Genomic DNA, 19,556 nt, shown 5'->3' with positions numbered 1-19,556 from the left:
AAGCGGCTCGGCGCGGGTCCGTCTGCGCCACAGGAGGCCGCGTCGCGCGAATCGAGGAGCAGTTCATGTCCGAGCTTTCGACGGGAGCGCCGCGCAACAGGCGGATCTGGGTCGCCGGCCATCGCGGCATGGTCGGCTCGGCCATCGTGCGCCGGCTCGCCGGCGAGCCGGTCGAGGTCCTGACCGTCGGGCGCGAGGGGCTCGACCTGCGCGACCAGCGCGCCGTGCGCGAATGGGTCGCACGCGAAAAACCCGACGTGATCATCCTCGCCGCGGCGAAGGTCGGCGGCATCCTCGCCAACGACACCTATCCGGCCGATTTCCTCGTCGACAACATCGTGATCGAGGCGAACGTCATCGAGGCGGCGCATCGCGCCGGCGTCGAGCGCGTCGTCTTCCTCGGCTCGTCCTGCATCTATCCGAAGTTCGCGCCGCAGCCGATCCGCGAGGAGTCCCTGCTGACCGGCCCGCTCGAGCCGACCAACGAATGGTACGCCATCGCCAAGATCGCCGGCATCAAGATGTGCCAGGCCTACCGGCGCCAGCACGGACGGAGGTACATCTCGGTGATGCCGAGCAACCTCTACGGCCTCAACGACAATTTCGACCTCAATAACAGCCACGTGCTGCCGGCCCTGATCCGCAAGTTCCACGAGGCCAAGCGCGCCGGCCGCGACGAGGTCGTCGTGTGGGGCACCGGAACCCCCCTGCGCGAGTTCCTCTACGTCGACGACCTCGCCGACGCCGTCGTCTTCCTCATGGACAATTACGACGGCGCCGAGCCGATCAACTGCGGCGCGGGCTATGACGTCACCATCCGCGAGCTCGCCGAGACCGTCGGCCGCGTCGTCGGCTTCACAGGCAAGCTCGTCTTCGACGCGTCGAAGCCCGACGGCACGCCGCGCAAGCTCATGGACTCGAGCCGTCTCGCCGCCCTCGGCTGGACCGCCAAAACCGGCCTCGAGGAGGGAATCGGCGAGGTCTATCGCTGGTTCCTGCGCGAGAAGGCCGACGAGCTCGCTCCCGCCTGAGAGGCGGCGCGAAGCGGCGGCCGACGACTTCGACAAGCTTCAGGCGAGCCCGGGGACGCCGCCGCCTTGATGCCCCCACGGCCATGGGATAACAGTCGAGACGCCGCCGCCGCCAAGCGGCGGGCCTGCGATTCGCGTCCCTCGCCCGGCGTTCCCCCGCGCGATTGCGACGCGAGCGATCCGCGCCTCTTTCTCACCCATGGGGCAAGCGTCGTCATGTTCGTCGCCCTCGGCTTCCTCCTCGGCTCGCTCGCGCTCAGCGTGGCGAGCTCCTTCCTCGACGCGACGATCCTGCCGACCCTCATTCCCCTGTTCGTCGCCGCCGGCCTCGCCATCGTCGCGGTCAACGTTCCGACGCAGGAGGCCGAACGCTTCTCGGCGCTGGTCCGCCCGGTCGCGCTGTGCGCGATCGTTCCGGCCGTCTGGATGCTGCTGCAGATGGCGCCGCTGCCGTTCCCGGGGCTCGTCCATCCGGTCTGGAGGAGCGTCGCGGCGGCGTTCCCGCATCCTCCGGCCGGAGCGATCAGCGTCGACATCGGGGCCACGACGCTCGCCCTCGCGCGCTACGCCGCGCTCGTCGGCGCGCTGCTCCTCACCACCGCGCTGACGGTGAACCGCGAACGCGCCGAGACCGTTCTCGCCGCCCTCGCCGGCGCGACGACGCTGTGCGCCGCGCTCGTGATCGCTCTCGACCTCTTCGGGGCGCCGACGGCGGCGGTTCGCGAGGAGGCGACGAGCGCCGCCTGCCTCGGCGTGGTGCTCAACGCGGCCCTCGCCTGCTTCGTCTTCGAGCGCCACGAGACGCGGCGGGCCAAGCTCGGCTTCTCGACGGCGAAATTCCTCTATCCGATGGCCGCGACGATCGTCGCCTTCGCGATCTGCGTCGCCGCGATCGGGCGCGCGTGGTCGGGGTCGCTGTCGTTCGCCGCCGCTTGCGGCTTCAGCGCGTTCGCCGCCATCTTCATCGTCCGCCGCCTCAATCTCGGCCGCTGGGGCGCGGGCGCTCTGGCGGTCACGGGCGCGGTGATCGTCTTCGCGCTCATCACCGGCGCGATCGACGCCGAGTCCGACGCGCGGCTGACCTTCGTGCGCAAGGACGCGGCGACGATCGACCTGACCCGGCGCATCCTCGCCGACACGCCGCCCGCCGGCGCCGGCGCCGGCGCCTTCGCGTCGCTGGCCCCCATCTACCGTTCGGCCTCGCCGGACGTCGCCGACCTGCGCGCCGCCACCGCCGCGGCGCAGCTCTCCATCGAACTGGGACGGCCGGCGCTGTGGGCCAGCCTCGCCGCCGCGCTCGCGGGGGCCGCGGCGCTCGTGCGCGCCGCCGCGCGGCGCGGCCGCGACTCGTTCTTTCCCGCCGCCGCCGCCGCCAGCCTCCTGACGCTCATCGTCCTCGCCTTCATCAACGTCAGCCTGTTCGCCCCGGCCCTGCCGTTTCTCGCGGCGGTGATCTGCGGCCTCGGGCTCGCGCAATCGCAGCAAAGCCGATCGTCGGCCTGAGCGCGGTCGCGCCTGCGGCTTGCAAGCCGGCGCCCGCGTCTCCATCTCCTGCTTTCCCGCTTCGCCGCGCAAGAGGGCTCCGATGGCCGACAAGCACCAGCAAAGACTCGACCGTCATCTCGACGGCGTCGAGAACAGGCTGCCGGAGACGCCGGCGCGGTGGGTCGCGTGGCTGCGCCGCCCCTCGTCGCGCGCCGTGCGCATGCCGGCCGGGATTCTTCTGATCGTCGCGGCGCTGTTCAGCTTCCTGCCGGTACTGGGGTTGTGGATGGCGCCGCTCGGGATTCTCCTCCTCGCCCTCGACGTGCCGGCGCTACAGCGGCCGACCGGCCGGGCGCTGGTGCGCGGGCGCCTGTGGTGGAGCCGCTGGCGCAAGCGCCGCTCGCGCGCATGAGGCGCGGGCGCCGCGATCGGCCTGTCGTAGATCGGGCGGCGGCCGCGCAGCCTCAGAACGGACGGCCCCAGCCGAGCGGACCCCAATAGCCGACAGGCCCCCAGGGGCCAGGTCCCCACGGGCCGAAGTCGAACGCGGTCTGCTGGTACATCATCGCCGTCATCTGTTGCTGGTCGGCGAGGTTCTGCGCGAAGACCATCCGGCGATAGGTCTGGTAATTCTGCTCCGACCCGTAATAGATGCAGTTGCACACCTGCGGATCGGCGAAGAGATAGATCGGCCGCCCGTTCTTCGTCTGCAGCACGAAAGTGTGCGGAGGAAGCGTCCGCAAGGAGGCGACCTGCTTCGGCGTGGTCGCGACGCGGATATTGAAGCCGGCGGCCGACAGCATGTTCCCCTTGTTCTCGATGTCGCTGACGCAACCGGCGACGCTCAATCCGACGAACGCCAGCGTCGCGATGGACGTGAGTTTCACCTTCCGCTTCTCCTGATGGGCGACGACGCGAACAGGCGGGACCATAGCAACGCCGCGGCTCGCCTCCAACCGTCATTCTCCGGCCCCGCGCCCTGTTCGCCGGAGGCCGGCGAACCCTGCGCGCGACGCGCGCCATCGACCCGCCGGCGGGATGCGCTGGAGCGAGAGCAGGCCAGACCGGATCGGGCTTTCGCGCCAGCGCGGAGCATGGCGCGTCGTCCGGGGCTCATTCCTATTACGCGCCCGCCAGCCCCAGTCTTGGCGGATTATGGAAGCGCGCCGGGCGTGAAACTCGACACGCTTGTTTCCTGAATCTGCCAGATCACTGCGGCGCGGGGCTCCCCGTTCGCCAAATAATCGCGCATGGCTCGCCACGGGCCCTGGCCGGAATAACTTACGCGATGCTCGACCGCGGCATGAAGCTGGCGCGACAGCTCCTGCGGGAAGCCATAATAGGTGTCTATGAAGCTGTTGCCGACCACTTCCACCGTCGGCTTGCCCGGGATCGGCGGCACATAATCACGACGCTGGAAAACATCCTCGCTCCAGCGCAGATCGCCGCGGGATTTGGCGAGCGCCGCGAGATCGCCCAGCCGACGCTCCTCGACCCAGCGTGGAACAGGCAGTTTCGGCCCTTTGGAACGCTGAAACGCGGCGAGCCGCGTCGCCAGTTGGCGTGCGGCGGCTTCGCCCGCCTCTCCTGTCCAATGCGCGTCGCGTGGGCTGAATTGAGGCCACACCGTCTCGACCTCGATCCCTCGATCCCGCAGCCTGACGGCCAGCTGCTCGAATCCGTCGGCGTATTGCGCGGTCCACGCGGCGCGATCCTCGGGCAGTCGATCATGATGAACCCTGGCCTTGTTCGGGATCAGCAGGACGATCACACGCGATCCGCGCGCGCGGGCCGCCTCCGCCATCTTGACGATCTGCTCGATCGCCGAAGCGGTCTCAGCCGGTCGTTCGTCGACCAGATAATCCCAGCCCGGATAAAGCCAGCCGTCCCGACCCTCGACGATGTCGACGGGCGCGGGCTGACCCTGCGCCGACGGCGACGACGGAGCCGTCGGCGCAGGAGCGCGCGTCATCGCTTCCCGAGCGTATGTAAGGCTGAGCCACCCCGCCGCCGCGGCGGCGACGACGCCTGCGATCATATTGCGGCCCATCGCCGCCCCCATTTGCGTGCGGGCTCTTCGATCGACGCCCAGGTTATTGCGGCGAACGCCAGCGCGATTCCTGACGCCGCGAGCCGGACGTAAAGGCCGGACTGAATCATCTCGCCGAAAACGATAAGCGGCCAGTGCCAGAGATACCAGGAGTAGGAGCGCGCGCCGATCCACACCAGCCCCGCACCACCCAACATCGGCGACGGCGCGGCGATCGCGAGGAGCGCTCCGAGGACAGGTAGAACGGCGGCGTAGCCTGGAAACGGCGTGGCCGCGTCAAACCACATGACCGCGAGGATGATCGCCGCGATCCCCACGGCCGCCGCCCAAGCCGGCGCCCGGCGCCCGGACAGAACAAGCGCCGCGCCCGCCGCCATTTCCCACAAACGCGACGGCAAGCCGTAATAGGCGAGCGTCGGGTGCGTTGGAGTGACGGCCGCCGACACGGCGAGCGACGTCAGCCCGATAAGGACGACGCCAGCCACGCGAAAACGCGGAGCCATGAGCAGCGCTGCAAGCGGCCAGATTACGTAGAACTGGGCCTCGACGCCCAAAGACCACATATGCAGCAGCGGATTGAGAGCGGCCATGGCCGAGTGATAGTCGCTGGCGACCGCAATGAAATGAAGATTCGCCGTGAAGCCGGCCGCCGGCAAGATCGCGGCGGCGAGCTGAAGCGCACGGTCCTGCGGAAGCGTCGCCAGTCCTACCGCGCCGACGACCGCCACGACGAATATGCCGGCCGGCGCCAGCCGCGCTATCCGGCGCAGCCAGAAATTGAAAATGTCCAGCTCGCCCCTGTCCTTCAACGACGTTATGTGACCGCAGATCACGTAGCCGGAGATGACAAAGAAAACGTCCACTCCGACAAAGCCGCCGGCGAAGCCGGGCAATCCGACGTGGTATCCAACCACGGCGATGACGGCGATCGCGCGAAGTCCCTCTATGTGACGCTGGCGGGCGGAAGCGGGCCAGCCCCACGCCTTCCACGCCAGTGGAGAACAATTCTGCATGAAACGTCAATAAATCCCGGGGACGCCCTCGGCGTCGGCCGCAGCGGTCCACAGGTGGCGGGGGCTGATCACCGTTCGCCCGCCGACGCTCCCGCGACGCCGCGTCAGCGCGACTTTAGTTCCGGTGAAGCTTCCTGACAATTGAATGGCGCATCAGCGCTTTCGCCGCCACGATCGCGGACGCTCGAAGCAGACGGGACGACCCGACAAGAAGCTCTCGTCCCGGCGACGAAGATCACGCCAGCCTCTTGTCTGGACGAACGTCGAAAGGCGACGCATGGCGCTCCCTGCGAGCCGCCATGGGGGGTCGCCCCAACGGCCGTCCACGCTTGCCGGGCCTTGTTCGAGCAGCTACATAATTTGCGCTCGCCTGCACCAAGTCGACACATCCGGTTTCACGCCATTTCAGCCAAGCGCGCTCCCGAATTGCGGCCCGCATCGGGACCCTTAAAGCCTCGTTTGCGAAACCGGCCTATAAATCAACTTGTTAGAAGCACATGCAAGAGGATGGCATGACGTCGTTGAACCGCCCGGGACGCGCCCTCGCCCTCGCTTTCGCCCTCGGGCTTCCCGCAGCCGCGCTGTCGATTTCCGCGCTTCCGGCCAGTGCGCTGGCCGCCGGGCCTTTCGCGAGCCTGTCCGGCTACTGGACCGGCGCCGGCACCATCACCATGAAGAACGGGACGAGCGAGCGCATCCGCTGCCGCGCGACCTACGCCGTCAACGACGCCGGCAACGCGCTCAACCAGAGCCTGCGCTGCGCGAGCGACAGCTATCGCCTCGAGATCGCCGGCAACATCCAGGTCAACAACGGCGCCGTGACCGGCGACTGGAGCGAGCAGACGCGCCACGCGCGCGGCGTGATCTCCGGCGGCGCCACGAATTCGGCGATTCTCGCGCGCGTCGACGGCGCCGGCTTCTCCGCCGGGCTCGACGTGCGCTTCAAGGGCGCCCAGCAGTCGATCTCGATCCGCCCGACCGGCGGCTCGGACGTCACCGACGTCGCCATAACGCTGCGCAAGGGCTAAGGCCGCCCCGCGTCTTACGCCCGAAGGAAAGTTTCGGCCGGGAGCGGCTCAGGGGCGGCTCCCGGACGGCGTGCGTCGGCCGCGATGCAGGACCATCACCAGCGGGCGCAGGATGAACAGATCGGCGACGAGCGCCGCCAGCATGGAGAAGGCGCTCAGCCAGCCGAACAGCCGCAGCGAGGGAAGGTCCGAGACGACCGTCACCGCGAGGCCGCAGGCGAGCACGATCGAGGTCAGGATCAGCGCCGGTCCGACGAGCACGGTCGCCTGCTCCACGGCGAGCGCGTAGTCGGCGCCCGCCCGCGTCGCGAGCCTCAGCCTGTTGAGGAAGTGGATCGTCGCCGAGAGGCCGAGGCCGAAGGACACGGTGAGGGCGACGACGCTCGCGAACTGAAGCCCCTGCCCGGTCGCCGCCAGCAGCGCTCCCGATGCGACCACGGGAAAGATCCCCGGCGGAACGCAGGCGAGCCCGATGCGCGCGGAGCGGAAGGCGAGGCCGATGAAGGCGGCGACGAAGAAGAACTCGAAGGTCAGCCCCGCCGCCAGCTTGCCGATCATGCTGGCCGAATTGCGCGCGGCGATCGCCGAAAGTCCGGTCACCGCGATCTCATAGCCGGGGTGGGCCGCGCGGACCGCGTCGAGCTTGCGGTCGAGCGCCTCGACGAGCGGCAGGAGGCGGCTCGCGTCGGCGTCCGGCACGCGCCCCGTGACGAGCGCCGACGCCCCGTCCGCGGCCACGAAGCGGCGCGTGAGATGCTCGGGCAGCCGGCCGACGTATTTGCGCAGCGTGGCGACGTCGGAGTCGCCGAGCTTGTCGCGCAGCCAGCGGCGCAGCGTGTCGATCGACCAGACGTTGCCGACGCCGGGCTGCGTCTCGAGCGCCGTATGGACGGCGTCGATCACTTCGAGCGTCTGCGGCGCGTAGAGCGAGGCGCCGGGCGGAAAGACGATGAGCACGTCGATGGGGTTCGCGCCCGCGAGCCTGGCGTCGAGCGCGCCGCTCGCCGACACCGCCTGCTCCTTGTCGGGAACCTGGTCGGCGAGGCGGTAGCGCGGCTCAAGGCCGGCGAAGACGGCGGCGAGCGCCGCCACGACTGCAAGGCCCACCACGCTGTAGAGGCCGGGACGGCGGACCATGCGCGCGGCGATCCAGAAGCAGACCCGGCGCAGCGCCTCGACGCCGAAGTCGCCGCCGCGGCCGGAGCGCGCGAGCTCCGCCTCGTCGCGCAGCAGCAGCGCGCCGAGCAGCGGCAGCAGCATGAGCACCGCGAACAGGGCGACGCCGGTGGCGAGCAGCCCGGCCTCGCCGAAGCGGCGGATCGCCTCGGAGGACGAGAAGATCAGCGCGAGGAACGAAAGCGCCGCCGTGGCGTGGGTCAGCACGCAGGCGGGGCCGGCGATCAGCACCGCCTCGCGCAGCGCCTCGAGGCGGCCGCGCCCGGCGAGCAGCCTGTCGCGCGCGGCGAAGGTCAGCTGCATCGAGTCGGCGAAGCTGATGACCATGATGAGCGGCGTCATCACGTTGAGAAACATGTTGAGGCGGAAGCCGAGCCAGCCCAGCGCGCCGAGCGCGAGCAGGATGGCGGCGAGCGGCGGCCCCGCCGCCACGACCATGAAGGACGCGCGCCTGAAGAACGCGATGGCGATGAGGCAGCCGGCGAGAAAGCCCGCGGCGTTGTAGACGATCCGGTCGCGCTCCACCGCCTCGCGGATCTCGAGCTGCATGACGGGGACGCCGGACAGGCGCGCCGAGAGGCCGCTTCCCTCGAAGGCCTGAGTCATGACATGGCGGATCTCCTCCACCGCGCTCTTGAGGCTCCCGGCCTCGACCGCCTGCGGATCGAGAGCGAGCACGACGAGAGTGAGGCGACCGTCCTGCGACAGGAGCTTGCCGCGCAGGATTTCATTGGCCTGCGCTCGCGCGACGAGCCTGTCGAACGCCTCGCCCTCCGGCAGCGGGTCGGGGAACAGCGGGCCGGGCGAGCCGCCGCCGGGCTCGGGCTCGCGCGCGGAATAAAGCGAGATCACGCCGCGCACGCCGTCGATGAGCTGCGCGTCGGTGACGAAGTCGCGCAGCCGCGAGAGCGCGTCGCGCGTCAGCAGCCCGTCGCCCTCTATAACGGCGAGGACGTCGTATTCCGCCGAGGGAAATCGGCGCGTCGTCTCCTCGAACTGACGGAATTCGGCCGTGTCGGAGCGGAAGAGCTGGCTCAGCGAATCGTCGACTTTGAGCCGCGGCAGGCCGAATCCCGCGCCAAGCGCGAGCAGGAGCGCGATCAGTCCGACGAGCAGCGGATGGCGCAGCGGCAGCAGGCCGATCCGCTCGATCCCGAGCGCAAGGGAGGATCCCGCGACGGGCGGCGGAGCGGCGAGGTCCACGGCGCCCGGCGTATTCTTCGCGTCCATAAGCGCCCAAATCCCGCGTCAAGTCCCGCATGCGAAACTAGCGGCGGAGCGTGACGTTTCAACGCGCGCCGCCGCGCCTCGCGCGGCCGGCGGCCTTCACAGGGGAACCAGCCCCTTGGCGTAGCGCCGCCAGTTGGCGACGTAGCGTCCGGCGGAGGCCTTCAGGCGGGCCACGTCGATCTCGTCGAGCTGGCGCAGAACCTTGGCCGGCGAGCCGACGATCAGCGAATTGTCGGGAAAGCTCTTGCCTTCCGTCACGAGGGCGTTGGCGCCGACGAGGCAGTTCGAGCCGATGCGCGCGCCGTTGAGGATCGTCGAGCCCATGCCGATGAGGCTGTTGTCGCCGATGCGGCAGCCATGCAGGATGACGCGATGCCCGATGGTGCAGCCGGCGCCGATGGCGACGGGCCAGCCCGGATCGGTGTGCAGGACGCAATGGTCCTGCACGTTCGTGCTTTCCCCGACCGCGATCTCCTCGCCGTCGCCGCGCAGCACGGCGCCGAACCAGACCGACGCCAGCGCCCCGAGCCGCACCCGGCCGATCACCTGGGCGTCCGGCGCGATCCAGAATTCGCCCAGCGGCGGCAGGCTCGGCTCGATTCCGTCGATGGCGTAAAGCGGCATGAGCGCGGTCTTTCGTCCGGTCGTGTGGTCGGGAGCTCAGAAGGCGTCGAGGTCGAGGTCGAGGATGGCCATCTGCAACGTGAAGCTGCGCCCCTTGGGGTCGTCGGCGGAGATGACCCCGAGAAAGTCGTCGCCCTTGTTGAGCTCGACGGAATCGGTCTTCTTCGCGCGCGCGACGATCCTCAGCTTGTCGCTCTCGAACAGGCGGCGCAGGTAATCCTGAAGGATCGGCCGCTCGACCGGGATCGGCATGGCGAAGGCGAAGGAGCGGTCGCCGTCCTCGTCGTCGACGGTGATCGAGCCGATCTGGCGCTGGCCGAACAGCACGTCGGCGTCGTCGGGGTTGCGCTTGCCCTGCACGACCTTGACGCCGTCGTTGCTGAAGGCGTCGCGCAGAAAGCCCTGCAGCTTATGCAATTCGGTCTTGTCCAAGGCGGCCCTCCCGGACCGTCCGGGCGTCTCCAGACGGTCTTTCTGTCGATCGCGACGCTGATTCCCGCCGCGTCGCGACCGGTTTACGGCCGCTCGGCCAGGAATGTCAAAACCGCCTTCTTGTAGGCCGGATCGCCGACCGTGCGGTTGTGGTCGCGCCCGGCGATCTCGAGCGCCCGCCCGTTGGGAAACAGCGCCGCGAGCCGCTTCGGATCGCCTGCAACGTCGTCGAGCGAGCCGGCGACGACGAGCGTCGGCGCGACGATCTCGCCCGCTTCGGCCTCGGTCAGCGGCCGGCGCGCGCCGCGGATGCAGGCGGCCATCGCGCGCAAATCGCTCTTGGTCGCCTCGGCGAAGAGGCGGAACATGCGCTGGTTCTCCGTCGCAAGGCCGTCGGCCGAAGGCGCCTCCATCGCGTCGGCGACGCCGAGCGGCAGCCCCGCCCCGTCGATGAGGTGATGGCCGAGGCCGCCGAGGATGAGCGAGCGCGTCCGATCGGGCCAGGCGTGGGCGAAGAAGGCGGCGATGCGCGCGCCCATCGAATAGCCCATGAGGTCCGGCTTCTCGATCCCCAGCCGGTCGATCAGGCGCAGGCAGTCGTGCGCCATCCGGCGCACGTCATAGTCCTGCGGCAGGTAGAATTTTTCGCTGCGGCCATGGCCGCGGTTGTCGAAGGCGACGACCCGCCGCCCGTCCTCCGTGAGCGTCTTGACCCATTGCGGGAAGAACCAGTTGACCGCATGGTTCGAGGCGAAGCCATGGATCAGGATGACAGGCTCGCGCCGGTCGAACCCGACGGGCGCCTCGTCGACGAAGGCGATGCGCGCGCCGCCATCGGCCAGTTCCTGCATGACTCCTCCGCGCCGCTGAAGCTTGGCCGAACATAGGCGGGCCGCGCAAGGATTTGAAAGCGCTATCTTGAATTTTCGCCCGCGCGCCGAACTGGCGTCGGCGTCCCGCGCGCGCTATGATGACGGTCTTTTTACAGTATCTGGACGACCGAATTGATGAACCGCTATGAACGGCGTCCGATGACGGCGGGCGAGGCCGAGATCGAGTATCTCGACGGCGAGTTCCGCATCCTGCGGCCGGGCGCCTTCGTGCGCTGCGCGGCGACAGGCGCGCCGATCCGGGTTGAGGACCTGCGTTACTGGAACGTCGACCTGCAGGAGCCCTACGCCGGCCCGCAGGCCAAGCTCATGCGCCTCAACAAGCTCGCCGAAGGCGGCTGAGCGCGTCTCGATCCGATGCGAGGCGGCGGCGCGGGCTCACGCTCCCTCCTCGTCGTCGACGTCGGGACGCAGGAAGACCTGGGCGAGGATCGGCGAGAGGGCGTGCATGATCTGCGTCGAGGCGCCCGAGCGGCGCTCGGTCTCCTGCGCCGCGGCGCGCCCGCGCGCGCGCGCCGTCGCCGCGTCCCCCAGGGCTTCGACGATTTCCGCGGCGAGCTCGCCGACGTCGGCGACGCAGGCCGCGGCGCCGGCCTCGTCGAGCGCGTCGTAAGCCCCGGCGTAGGCGCCGACGCGCGGCCCGTGGACGATGACGCATTGCAGCTTGGCGGCGCCGACCGGGCTTTGCGCGCCCCGCCCTTCCGGTTCTCCCCACAGACCGATCCATGGCGCGGCCGACGCGCCGAGACCGCCGAGATAAGCGACGGGCGCGGCGCGCAGCGCAGTTCCCGAGCCCGCTCCGGGGGCGACGAGGACGTCAGGCGCCGGACCCTCGTCGTCGGCGCCGACGATCTGCGCGTCGAGCCCGCGCCCGCCCGCGCGACGGGCGAGCGGCTGCGCCAGGGCGGGACGGCGGGGAACGAGCAGAAGGACGGCGCCGGGCAGCGCCGCGCAGATCTCGCGCTGCGCTTCTATGACGAGCTCGCCCTCGGCGAGGCCGCCGACGAAGGCGCACCAGGCGGGCCGCGCGCCGATGCGCGCGCCGAGCCGGCCGAGCGCGGCGGCGTCGGCCGGCTCAGGCGAGACGTCGTAAAGCGGATCGCCCACCCAGCGCGCGTCCGGCGCGCCCGCGCGGCGCAGCCGCCCGGCGTCGGGCTCGGCGTGCGCAAGGCACGGCTCGAAGCCGGAAAAGAACGCGCGGGCGAAGCGCGGCGCGCGCGCGAGGACCGCAGCCGTCCGGCCCGACAGGCGCGCGTCGACCGCGGCGAGCGGAACGCCCCGCCGTCGCGCTTCGCAGACGAGCGCGGGCGGACGCTCGCCGCCGGCGAAGATCGCGACGTCCGGGCGCCAGAACGACAGGAAGGCGGCGCAAAAGCGCGGCGCGTCGAGCGGCGCGTACTGATGCAGCGCCCGCGGCGGCAAATGCGGCGCGGCCTCTCCTTCGTCGCGGGTCGTGGCGAGCACATGGAAGCCGGCGGCGCCGAGCCGGTCGACGACCGGGATCAGCGCCTCGAGGTCGGCGGCGGCGCGCGCGGCGATCCAGGCGAGGCGCCCATGCGGGCGCGGCGCGGACGCTATGGCGAGCCGCTCGCCCGCGCGGCGCCGCTCAAGGGCGCCGGCTTTCGAGCCGCGCAGCCAGCCCCGCGCGCGCAGCAGCGCCGGAGCGAAGACGCTGAGCGCTTCGCCCAGGGCCCGATAGAGCGATATTGGCGCCAACCAGCCGGCGGCCGCGCCGGAAAGGCGGTCGCTGGACATGGACGCGCCGCGGCCCGCGCGCCGGGCGCCGGGCGCCCGGCGCTTTACTCCCTGTCGCCTTCCTCCTCATGCTCCTCGGGATCGAGGAGGCGATGGAGATGCGCCACGAAATAGCGCATTTGCGCGTTGTCGACCGAGGCCTGCGCCTTGGCGCGCCAGGCGGCGACGGCCGAAGCATGGTCGGGAAACAGGCCGACGATCTCGATCTCGTCGAGATTCTTGAACTCCGTCGCGCCAAGCTCCGTGAGTTCGCCGCCGAAAACGAAGTGAAGAAGCTGCTTCTTGGGCGGCGCGGGCGCACGTTTCATGGTCGATCAAGCTCTTTGCTGAGGCTTTTGGACGAGGCTTCAGGCGCAGGCGTATGCGTATTTCCCGCTCCATGCAAGCGGCGCGCCGCGGCCCTCACGATTTCGAATAGCCGAACGCGCGGCGCAGCGCGTCGTTGACCTGCGGATAGATCCGCGCCGGCGCCGCCGCCAGCACGCCATGCCGCGTCTCGGCGCGGTTGTAGACCAGCGGACGCCCGTCGAAGCTCGCGAGCCGCCCTCCCGCCTCCTCGAGGATCAGGTCGGCCGCGGCGATGTCCCAGTCGTTGGAGTTCTCCGACGCGAAGCCGGCGTCGAGCGCGCCCGAGGCCACATAGGCGATGCGCATGGCGAGCGAGGGCACGCGGGGCTGCAGCGAGAAGTGGAGGCCGGCGAGGCGCAGCTCCTCGGCGAGGAAGATGGGCGCCCCGACGCGCGAGCCGGCGTCGACCGCCGCGCGGGACGAGACATGGATCGGCGCGCCGTTGAGGCGGGCGCCCGCGCCGCGCACGCCGACATAGGTCTGGCCGAGCGCCGGCGCATGGACGATCCCCATCACCGGGCGGCCGTCGCGCACCAGCGCGGCCGCGACCGCCCAGGTCTTCTCGCCTAGAGAAAAGGCGCGCGTGCCGTCGATCGGATCGACGACCAGCACGTCGCGGCGGCGCAGCCGCTCGCGCGAGTCTTCCGTCTCCTCCGAGAGCCAGCCGGCTTCCGGGAAGATCTCCTCAAGGCGCGTCTTGAGGAAGGCGTCGACGAGATGGTCGGCCTCGGTGACGGGCGAGCCGCCTTCCTTGTGAAAGACGGCCGCGCTGGTGCGTCGCCCGACATTGAAATAGCGCAGCGCGATGTCGCCCGCGCGCCAAACGGCCTCTCCAAAAGAGGCGACCACATCGTCGGCGTATGAAAGCGGCGTCAAGAACCTTCTCGGGCAGGGCGGGACCGCGCGGGCCAAACGTTTCGATTAAGGCGCCGCGCGGACCCGCACAAGCATTTCTCCGGCCGGAGACTTGAAGCCCTGCGGCTAGGGCGTGACCGAGCCGCGCGCCCGGCCGCCGGCGACGCGGCACGAGCAGCCGCCGCCCACATAGGAGGCGTTGATGAGCTGGCAGGTGCGCACGGGCGTCGTGCAGAAATTGCCGATCGCCCCGGTCGCGACGCTGCGCCCGGTCACGAGCGGCGCGGCGGGCGCCACATAAGCGTAAGAGTCGTAGGGCGCGCCCCAGCCGTCCCAGCCCCAATCGTTGGCGAGCCCGTAGCCGAGGCCAAGGCCGGCGAGGCCGCCGCCCCATCCCCAGCCCCAGCTCGGACCGTAGTTCCAGCCCCAGCCGCGTCGCCAGCCGGCCCAGCGGTTCCAGCCGTTATGCCAGCCGCCGTTCCAGCCGCCGCGCCAGCCCGGGTTACGCCAGCCGGCGGCCCGCCAGCCGCCGTTCCAGCCACGGTTGGCCCAGCCGCCGTTCCACCCGCCGCCGCGCCAGCCGCCGCCCCAGCCGCCGTGAAAGCCTCCGCCGTGGAAGCTCCCTCCGTGAAAGCCGCCGTGGAAACCGCCGCCGCGGAATCCCTGCGCGAGCGTGGCGCTCGGCGCGGCGGCGATCAGGGCGCCGGACAGAAAGACGGCGCCGCCGAGGGCGCGTAGACTGGTCATGACGATCTCCACGAATGGCGGGCCGGGCGACGCCTTGCGGACGGATCGCCCCGGAATTTTGTTTTCGCCCCGGTCAACGTCGGCCGGGCGGGCCAGGTTCCGGCCGCGCGCCGCGCTCTAGGAATTCGGCGGCCTTAGGTTTAGACCGGTCGGCGTTCTCGCCTTCGCTCCGCAAAGCCGCCGCCCAAATCAGATTTGTCCAAGACAGGTCCGCGCATGTCCATTCCGCGCATGTCAGTCACGCGCCTTTTCGTCCTCCTCGCCCTTCTTCTCGGCGCGACCACGGCGCGCGCGCAGGAGCCGATCAAGATCGGCGCGATCGAGATCCTGAGCGGACCCAACGCCAAATATGGATCAGCCATCAGGCAGGGCTTCGACCTCGCGCTCGAGGAGGTCAACCGGGCCGGCGGCGTGCGCGGCCGTCCGCTCGAGCTCGCCTACGAGGATTCCACCGGCTCGAAGGAGCAGGCGATCAACGCCGCCCGCCAGCTCATCGGCCGCGCGAAGGTCGCCCTCATCCTGGGGCCGACGCTCTCGACCGAGATGTTCGCCGTCGGGCCCATCGCCAACCAGCGCGGCGTGCCGATCGTCGGCACCTCGACGACGGCGATCGGGATCACCGACATCGGCCCGTTCGTCTTCCGCACCTCGCTGCCCGAGGCCGACGTCATTCCAGTCACGCTGCGCGCGGCGCGCGACGGGCTCGGCGTCAAGCGGGTCGCGGTGCTCTACGGGCGCGACGACGCCTTCACCAAATCCGCCTACGACGTGATGAAGGCCGCGCTCGAAAAGCTCGGAATCGAGGTCGTCGCGACGGAGACCTTCGGCGCCAAGGACGCCGATTTTTCGGCGCAGCTCACCAAGGTCAAGAGCCTCGCGCCTGACGCGGTCGTCGTCTCCGCGCTCGCCGACGCCGGCGCCGGAATCCTGCTGGCCAAGAAGGCGCTGGGCTTTCCCGAGAGCGTGCGCTTCATCGGCGGCAACGGCATGAATTCGCCGACGGTGCTGTCCATCGCCGGCCCCGCCGCCGACGGGCTGCTCGTCGGCAGCCCGTGGTTCGTCGGCAAGGAGGACGCGCTCAACGTCGCCTTCATCAAGGCTTACCGCGAGAAATACGGCGCCGACCCCGACCAGTTCGCGGCGCAGGCCTACGACACGCTGAAGATCGTCGCCGCCGCGCTCGCCGCCGCCCCCGACCTTACGGGAGACGCCATCCGCCAGGCGCTGCAGAACGTGAAGATCGAGGGCGTCACCGGCTCCTTCGCTTTCGATCCGAGCCGCAGCCCGGCGATCGCCTCGGGCGTGCTCGTGCTCGAGGCGCGCGGCGGCAAGTTCGCCATCCTCAAGTAGCCGCGATGCTGGCGCAGCAGATCGTCAACGGGCTCGTCGCCGGCGCGGCCTATGCGCTGTTCGCGCTGGGCTTCACCCTGATGTTCGGCGTGCTGCGGCTCGTCAACCTGACCTACGGCTTCTATTTCTCCTGCGGCGCCTATCTCGCGCTGTTCGCCGTCGAGGCCGGCGCGCCGCTCGCCCTCGCCCTGCCCGCCGCGGCGCTCGCGACGGGAGCGATCGCGGCGGTTCTCGACTTCGCCCTCCTGGCGCGGCTTCGCGCGCGCGAGGCGCCCGAGCTCGCCTCGCTGATGGTCACGCTCGGCGCGACGCTGTTCCTCTATTCCGGCGCGACCGCCCTGCTCGGCTCGGACATAAGGCGCTTTCCGCCGGGCGTCGCCGACGCCGCCCCTTTCGCGCTCGGCCCGGTCAGCCTCACGCCGATCCAGATCGTCATCCTCGCCACGGCCGGCGCGCTGGCGCTCGGCCTCGTCCTCGTCCTGCGCGCGACGAAGACCGGGCTCGCCATGCGCGCCATGGCCGAAAACCGTCAGGCCGCCGAGCTGATGGGCATGGACACCGGCGCGATCATGCGGCGCACGTCCTTTTTGTGCGGGGCGGCCGCCGGCGTCTCGGGCGTGCTGATCGGTCTCGAATACAACGCCATAACCCCCTACATGGGCGAGGCGATGGCGCTGAAAGGCTTCGCCGTCATCATCCTCGGCGGGCTTGGCGACGTCGCCGGCGCGCTCGTCGCCGGCCTTGCGATCGGCCTCGCCGAGGCGCTGACGGCGGGCTACGTCTCATCGCTCTACAAGGACGCCGTCGGCTTCCTGCTGCTCGTGCTTACGCTGTGGGCGCGCCCGCAAGGCCTGTTCGGCCGCGCCGCGGTCAGACGGGCCTGACGCGATGCCCGTCTGGCTCGACGATTTCCTGTGGACCTATCAGAGCCTGATCGCCGCGCTCGGCGTCAACGGCCTGCTCGCGCTCAGCGTCTATGTCGTGCTGGCGGTCGGCCAGCTCTCGCTCGGCCAGGCGGCCTTCATGGGGCTCGGCGCCTACGCCTCGGCGCTGCTCAGCCTGCACGCCTCCCTCCCCTTCCCGCTCGTCCTTCTCGCCGCCATGGGGATTCCGGCGCTGGCGGCGATCGTCGTCGGCCTGCCGACGCTGCGCCTGTCCGGCGTCTATCTCGCGCTGGCGACCATCGGGCTCGGCGAAATCTTCCGCATCTTCCTCATCCAGTCGGATTTCGCCGGCGGCGCGCTCGGCCTTTCCGGCATTCCCGAGCGAGCGGGCTTCGCACTCATCTACGGCTGCCTCGCGGCGGCGCTGACGGCCATCGTCCTCCTCTCGCGCTCGCGCGTCGGCCGCGCCATGGACGCCATCCGCCAGGACGAGGCGGCGGCGGCGGCGAGCGGCGTCGACCTCGCGCGCTACAAGCTCGGCGCGCTCGTCGCCTCGGCCATGCTCGCCGGGCTCGCCGGCGCGCTCAACGCTCACGCCACCGCCTTCATCGGCCCGAACGACTACGGCTTCGACGCGGCCGTCGCCATCTTGAGCTACGCGCTGCTCGGCGGGATCGGCTCGCCCTTCGCCCCGCTCCTCGGCGCGCTCATCCTCACCCTTTTGCCGGAGATCCTGCGCCCGCTCGCCGAGGCGCGCATGGCGGTCAACGGCCTCATCATCGTGATCGCCGTCCTGTTCATGCCGCACGGCCTGCTCGCCTGGCGCATGCCCCGTCTCGGGGCGCGCCCGTGAGCGAGGTGCCTGTCCTCGAAGTCCGCGGCCTGACGCTGCGCTACGGCGGGTTGAGCGCGCTCGAAGGCGTCGACCTCGCCGTCGCCCCGCGCGCCCTCGACGCGCTGATCGGCCCGAACGGCGCCGGCAAGACCAGCCTGTTCAACCTCGTCTCCGGCTTCGCCCGGCCGCAGGCCGGCGAGATCAGGTTTTGCGGCACGCGGATCGAGGGGCTCAAGCCCTCCGCGCGCGCCGCGCTCGGCCTTGCGCGCACCTTCCAGAACCTGCGCCTTTTCGCCGAAATGAGCGCGCTCGAAACCGTGCTCACCGGCATGCACGCGCGCCTTCGCGCCTCGCCGCTCGCCATCCTCGCGCGCGGCCCGCGCTTTCGGCGGGAGGAGCGCGCCGCGCTCGAGGAGGCGCGCGCCCTCCTTGATTTCGTCGGCCTCTCCGGCGTCGAGCTTCGGCGCGCCGGCGAGCTCTCCTACGGCGAGCGCCGGCGGCTCGAAATCGCCCGCGCGCTCGCCTCGCGCCCAAAGCTCCTGCTGCTCGACGAGCCGGCGGCGGGGATGAACCCGGCCGAGACCGCCGCGCTCGGCCGGCTCCTCGGCGAGATCCGCGCGCGGGGAATCGCGCTGCTGCTGGTCGAGCATGACATGAGCCTCGTCATGCGCCTGTGCGAAAAGGTCGCCGTGCTGAACTTCGGCCGCAGGATTTTCGAGGGTTCGCCCGAGGCGGCGCGACGCGAGCCCTGCGTGCTCGAAGCCTATCTCGGCGTCGGCGAGGCCGCGCCGGCGCGGGCCGCGCCGTGAGCGGCGCGGTTCTTGAGGCGCGCGGCCTCAAGGCGGGCTACGGCGCGGGCGACATCGTCAAGGGCGTCGACCTCGACGTCGGCCGCGGCGAGATCGTCTGCCTGATCGGCGCCAACGGCGCCGGCAAGACGACGCTTCTGCGCGCGCTCTGCGGGCTCCTGCGCCCCGGCGCCGGCTCCGTCCGGCTCGACGGCGAGGAGATCGCTGGCCTGCCCGCCCATGCGATCGCCGCGCGCGGCATGGCCCATGCGCCGGAGGGGCGGCAGGTGTTCGGCGAGATGAGCGTCGCCGACAATCTTCTCGCCGGCGCCTATCTCGCGCCCTCGCGCGCCGAAATCCGCCGCCGTCGCGAGGCCGCGCTCGCCCGCTTCCCGCGCCTCAGGGAGAGGCTGACGCAACAGGCCGGCTATCTCTCGGGCGGCGAGCAGCAGATGCTCGCCATGGCGCGGGCGCTGATGGCGGAGCCGAAGATTCTTCTGCTCGACGAGCCTTCGATGGGCCTCGCCCCGCTGATGGCGCAGGAGATTTTCAACCTGCTCGCGCCCCTGCGCGCGGAGGGGCGCTCGATCCTGCTCGTCGAGCAGAACGCCCATGCGGCGCTGGCGCTCTGCGACCGCGCCTATGTGCTGGAGTCCGGGCGCGTCGCGCTCGAAGGGACCGGGGCCGAGCTGCTCGGCCATGACGCGGTCTCCGCCGCCTATCTCGGCGGCTGACCGGCGCCGACGAAAGCCTCGCGCAGCCCCGCCGCGAAGCGCTCGAGGGCGTCGCGGCGCAGGACGTAATTGACGCACCTGCCCGCATGCGCGCTTTCGATCAGGCCCGCCGCCTCGAGCTCCTTCATGTGGTGCGACAGGGTGGCGGCGTTGATCTTCAGGCTTTCGCGCAGCTCGAGGCAGGCGAGCGGCTCCCGCCGCGCCGCAAGGCGCGACAGGATTTCAAAGCGCGTCCTGTCGCCGAGCGCCCTCGCGATGGTCAGCGCCTCGTCGACGTCCATGAGCGCGTCGTTCGACATCA

General features: G+C 70.6%; 22 protein-coding genes. 10 read left to right on the top strand and 12 right to left on the bottom strand.

The window, feature by feature from the left end; translation table 11 throughout:
* Nucleotides 1-65 precede the first annotated feature (65 nt).
* The 3 genes from ACE3OG_RS01240 (at nucleotide 66) to ACE3OG_RS01230 (ending at nucleotide 2,928) form a co-directional block, all read left to right on the top strand.
* Entirely contained in the window at nucleotides 66-1,031 is a 966-nt protein-coding gene (locus ACE3OG_RS01240) for a GDP-L-fucose synthase family protein (protein ID WP_374305290.1), read from the top strand.
* Between the two features lie 216 nt (nucleotides 1,032-1,247).
* Complete coding sequence (locus ACE3OG_RS01235; protein WP_374305288.1) at nucleotides 1,248-2,534, top strand: hypothetical protein; 1,287 nt, start codon at nucleotides 1,248-1,250, stop codon at nucleotides 2,532-2,534.
* Nucleotides 2,535-2,616: 82 nt separating this feature from the next.
* Nucleotides 2,617-2,928, top strand: coding sequence for a hypothetical protein (locus tag ACE3OG_RS01230; protein ID WP_374305286.1), 312 nt, complete (start codon nucleotides 2,617-2,619; stop codon nucleotides 2,926-2,928).
* A 52-nt stretch (nucleotides 2,929-2,980) separates the two neighbouring features.
* On the opposite strand, the gene ACE3OG_RS01225 is transcribed toward ACE3OG_RS01230, so the two are convergent.
* The 3 genes from ACE3OG_RS01225 to ACE3OG_RS01215 all read right to left on the bottom strand — a co-directional run bounded on the left by ACE3OG_RS01225 (nucleotide 2,981) and on the right by ACE3OG_RS01215 (nucleotide 5,579).
* Nucleotides 2,981-3,403 (bottom strand): hypothetical protein, encoded by a 423-nt coding sequence (locus ACE3OG_RS01225; protein ID WP_374305284.1) that lies wholly within the window; start codon nucleotides 3,401-3,403, stop codon nucleotides 2,981-2,983.
* A gap of 266 nt (nucleotides 3,404-3,669) precedes the next feature.
* Nucleotides 3,670-4,566 (bottom strand): hypothetical protein, encoded by an 897-nt coding sequence (locus ACE3OG_RS01220; protein ID WP_374305283.1) that lies wholly within the window; start codon nucleotides 4,564-4,566, stop codon nucleotides 3,670-3,672.
* Nucleotides 4,551-5,579 (bottom strand): acyltransferase family protein, encoded by a 1,029-nt coding sequence (locus ACE3OG_RS01215; RefSeq protein ID WP_374305281.1) that lies wholly within the window; start codon nucleotides 5,577-5,579, stop codon nucleotides 4,551-4,553. The genes ACE3OG_RS01220 and ACE3OG_RS01215 overlap by 16 nt, the downstream gene beginning before the upstream one ends.
* A gap of 512 nt (nucleotides 5,580-6,091) precedes the next feature.
* Between ACE3OG_RS01215 and ACE3OG_RS01210 the strand changes: the two genes are divergently transcribed.
* Nucleotides 6,092-6,607, top strand: coding sequence for a hypothetical protein (locus tag ACE3OG_RS01210; RefSeq protein WP_374305279.1), 516 nt, complete (start codon nucleotides 6,092-6,094; stop codon nucleotides 6,605-6,607).
* 48 nt (nucleotides 6,608-6,655) lie between these two features.
* Here the strand turns inward: ACE3OG_RS01210 and ACE3OG_RS01205 are convergent, their stop codons facing one another.
* The 4 genes from ACE3OG_RS01205 to ACE3OG_RS01190 form a co-directional block, all read right to left on the bottom strand.
* Nucleotides 6,656-9,013 carry an RND family transporter gene (locus ACE3OG_RS01205; RefSeq protein ID WP_374305277.1) on the bottom strand — a complete coding sequence of 786 codons (2,358 nt, stop codon included), beginning with the start codon at nucleotides 9,011-9,013 and terminating at the stop codon, nucleotides 6,656-6,658.
* A 96-nt stretch (nucleotides 9,014-9,109) separates the two neighbouring features.
* A complete protein-coding gene (locus ACE3OG_RS01200) occupies nucleotides 9,110-9,637 on the bottom strand; it encodes a gamma carbonic anhydrase family protein (protein ID WP_374305275.1) in 528 nt (175 codons plus the stop codon).
* Nucleotides 9,638-9,673: 36 nt separating this feature from the next.
* Nucleotides 9,674-10,069, bottom strand: a complete 396-nt coding sequence (locus tag ACE3OG_RS01195; protein WP_374305273.1) for a DUF3126 family protein — start codon at nucleotides 10,067-10,069, stop codon at nucleotides 9,674-9,676.
* 83 nt (nucleotides 10,070-10,152) lie between these two features.
* Complete coding sequence (locus ACE3OG_RS01190) at nucleotides 10,153-10,920, bottom strand: alpha/beta fold hydrolase (protein WP_374305271.1); 768 nt, start codon at nucleotides 10,918-10,920, stop codon at nucleotides 10,153-10,155.
* Between the two features lie 156 nt (nucleotides 10,921-11,076).
* Here ACE3OG_RS01190 and ACE3OG_RS01185 point away from each other — a divergent pair, with 156 nt between their 5' ends.
* Nucleotides 11,077-11,301, top strand: a complete 225-nt coding sequence (locus ACE3OG_RS01185) for a DUF2093 domain-containing protein (RefSeq protein ID WP_374305269.1) — start codon at nucleotides 11,077-11,079, stop codon at nucleotides 11,299-11,301.
* A 36-nt stretch (nucleotides 11,302-11,337) separates the two neighbouring features.
* Here the strand turns inward: ACE3OG_RS01185 and ACE3OG_RS01180 are convergent, their stop codons facing one another.
* From ACE3OG_RS01180 to ACE3OG_RS01165, 4 genes are all read right to left on the bottom strand, one after another.
* On the bottom strand, nucleotides 11,338-12,714 hold the full coding sequence (locus tag ACE3OG_RS01180; RefSeq protein ID WP_374305267.1) for a 3-deoxy-D-manno-octulosonic acid transferase: 1,377 nt from the start codon (nucleotides 12,712-12,714) through the stop codon (nucleotides 11,338-11,340).
* Nucleotides 12,715-12,758: 44 nt separating this feature from the next.
* On the bottom strand, nucleotides 12,759-13,022 hold the full coding sequence (locus tag ACE3OG_RS01175) for a DUF4170 domain-containing protein (RefSeq protein WP_374305265.1): 264 nt from the start codon (nucleotides 13,020-13,022) through the stop codon (nucleotides 12,759-12,761).
* A gap of 94 nt (nucleotides 13,023-13,116) precedes the next feature.
* Nucleotides 13,117-13,938: a 3'(2'),5'-bisphosphate nucleotidase CysQ gene (locus tag ACE3OG_RS01170; protein ID WP_374305263.1), complete on the bottom strand. Its 822-nt coding sequence runs from the start codon at nucleotides 13,936-13,938 to the stop codon at nucleotides 13,117-13,119.
* A gap of 105 nt (nucleotides 13,939-14,043) precedes the next feature.
* Nucleotides 14,044-14,664: a hypothetical protein gene (locus ACE3OG_RS01165; RefSeq protein ID WP_374305261.1), complete on the bottom strand. Its 621-nt coding sequence runs from the start codon at nucleotides 14,662-14,664 to the stop codon at nucleotides 14,044-14,046.
* Nucleotides 14,665-14,880: 216 nt separating this feature from the next.
* Here ACE3OG_RS01165 and ACE3OG_RS01160 point away from each other — a divergent pair, with 216 nt between their 5' ends.
* Genes ACE3OG_RS01160 through ACE3OG_RS01140 form a run of 5 tightly spaced genes read left to right on the top strand, consistent with a single transcriptional unit; the run spans nucleotide 14,881 to nucleotide 19,255 of the window.
* Nucleotides 14,881-16,014 carry an ABC transporter substrate-binding protein gene (locus ACE3OG_RS01160; RefSeq protein WP_374305259.1) on the top strand — a complete coding sequence of 378 codons (1,134 nt, stop codon included), beginning with the start codon at nucleotides 14,881-14,883 and terminating at the stop codon, nucleotides 16,012-16,014.
* Nucleotides 16,015-16,019: 5 nt separating this feature from the next.
* A complete protein-coding gene (locus tag ACE3OG_RS01155; RefSeq protein WP_374305257.1) occupies nucleotides 16,020-16,898 on the top strand; it encodes a branched-chain amino acid ABC transporter permease in 879 nt (292 codons plus the stop codon).
* A 4-nt stretch (nucleotides 16,899-16,902) separates the two neighbouring features.
* Entirely contained in the window at nucleotides 16,903-17,751 is an 849-nt protein-coding gene (locus ACE3OG_RS01150) for a branched-chain amino acid ABC transporter permease (RefSeq protein WP_374305255.1), read from the top strand.
* Nucleotides 17,748-18,542, top strand: coding sequence for an ABC transporter ATP-binding protein (locus tag ACE3OG_RS01145; protein ID WP_374305253.1), 795 nt, complete (start codon nucleotides 17,748-17,750; stop codon nucleotides 18,540-18,542). Before ACE3OG_RS01150 ends, ACE3OG_RS01145 begins: the two co-directional genes overlap by 4 nt.
* The gene (locus ACE3OG_RS01140) at nucleotides 18,539-19,255 is read left to right on the top strand and encodes an ABC transporter ATP-binding protein (RefSeq protein WP_374305251.1); all 717 of its coding nucleotides are present in this window, start codon (nucleotides 18,539-18,541) and stop codon (nucleotides 19,253-19,255) included. Before ACE3OG_RS01145 ends, ACE3OG_RS01140 begins: the two co-directional genes overlap by 4 nt.
* On the opposite strand, the gene ACE3OG_RS01135 is transcribed toward ACE3OG_RS01140, so the two are convergent.
* A complete protein-coding gene (locus ACE3OG_RS01135) occupies nucleotides 19,240-19,554 on the bottom strand; it encodes an ArsR/SmtB family transcription factor (RefSeq protein WP_374305249.1) in 315 nt (104 codons plus the stop codon). The two genes, ACE3OG_RS01140 and ACE3OG_RS01135, sit on opposite strands and share 16 nt — an antisense overlap.
* Nucleotides 19,555-19,556: the final 2 nt, after the last annotated feature.

The sequence above is a fragment of the Methylocella sp. genome (assembly GCF_041905455.1).
Taxonomy (GTDB): Bacteria; Pseudomonadota; Alphaproteobacteria; order Rhizobiales; family Beijerinckiaceae; genus Methylocapsa.
Note: the sequence above shows the minus strand (reverse complement) of the source record. Positions and strands in the feature narration are given on the sequence as shown.

What these genes read in the sequence shown, in the direction of transcription:
- ACE3OG_RS01185 (WP_374305269.1), top strand. Translation starts at nt 11,077, where the DNA reads ATGAACCGCTATGAACGGCGTCCGATGACGGCGGGCGAGGCCGAGATC.
- ACE3OG_RS01205 (WP_374305277.1), bottom strand. Translation starts at nt 9,013, where the DNA reads ATGGACGCGAAGAATACGCCGGGCGCCGTGGACCTCGCCGCTCCGCCG.
- ACE3OG_RS01215 (WP_374305281.1), bottom strand. Translation starts at nt 5,579, where the DNA reads ATGCAGAATTGTTCTCCACTGGCGTGGAAGGCGTGGGGCTGGCCCGCT.
- ACE3OG_RS01165 (WP_374305261.1), bottom strand. Translation starts at nt 14,664, where the DNA reads ATGACCAGTCTACGCGCCCTCGGCGGCGCCGTCTTTCTGTCCGGCGCC.
- ACE3OG_RS01240 (WP_374305290.1), top strand. Translation starts at nt 66, where the DNA reads ATGTCCGAGCTTTCGACGGGAGCGCCGCGCAACAGGCGGATCTGGGTC.
- ACE3OG_RS01150 (WP_374305255.1), top strand. Translation starts at nt 16,903, where the DNA reads ATGCCCGTCTGGCTCGACGATTTCCTGTGGACCTATCAGAGCCTGATC.
- ACE3OG_RS01220 (WP_374305283.1), bottom strand. Translation starts at nt 4,566, where the DNA reads ATGGGCCGCAATATGATCGCAGGCGTCGTCGCCGCCGCGGCGGCGGGG.
- ACE3OG_RS01200 (WP_374305275.1), bottom strand. Translation starts at nt 9,637, where the DNA reads ATGCCGCTTTACGCCATCGACGGAATCGAGCCGAGCCTGCCGCCGCTG.
- ACE3OG_RS01210 (WP_374305279.1), top strand. Translation starts at nt 6,092, where the DNA reads ATGACGTCGTTGAACCGCCCGGGACGCGCCCTCGCCCTCGCTTTCGCC.
- ACE3OG_RS01155 (WP_374305257.1), top strand. Translation starts at nt 16,020, where the DNA reads ATGCTGGCGCAGCAGATCGTCAACGGGCTCGTCGCCGGCGCGGCCTAT.
- ACE3OG_RS01135 (WP_374305249.1), bottom strand. Translation starts at nt 19,554, where the DNA reads ATGTCGAACGACGCGCTCATGGACGTCGACGAGGCGCTGACCATCGCG.
- ACE3OG_RS01180 (WP_374305267.1), bottom strand. Translation starts at nt 12,714, where the DNA reads ATGTCCAGCGACCGCCTTTCCGGCGCGGCCGCCGGCTGGTTGGCGCCA.
- ACE3OG_RS01235 (WP_374305288.1), top strand. Translation starts at nt 1,248, where the DNA reads ATGTTCGTCGCCCTCGGCTTCCTCCTCGGCTCGCTCGCGCTCAGCGTG.
- ACE3OG_RS01190 (WP_374305271.1), bottom strand. Translation starts at nt 10,920, where the DNA reads ATGCAGGAACTGGCCGATGGCGGCGCGCGCATCGCCTTCGTCGACGAG.
- ACE3OG_RS01160 (WP_374305259.1), top strand. Translation starts at nt 14,881, where the DNA reads ATGTCCATTCCGCGCATGTCAGTCACGCGCCTTTTCGTCCTCCTCGCC.
- ACE3OG_RS01230 (WP_374305286.1), top strand. Translation starts at nt 2,617, where the DNA reads ATGGCCGACAAGCACCAGCAAAGACTCGACCGTCATCTCGACGGCGTC.
- ACE3OG_RS01175 (WP_374305265.1), bottom strand. Translation starts at nt 13,022, where the DNA reads ATGAAACGTGCGCCCGCGCCGCCCAAGAAGCAGCTTCTTCACTTCGTT.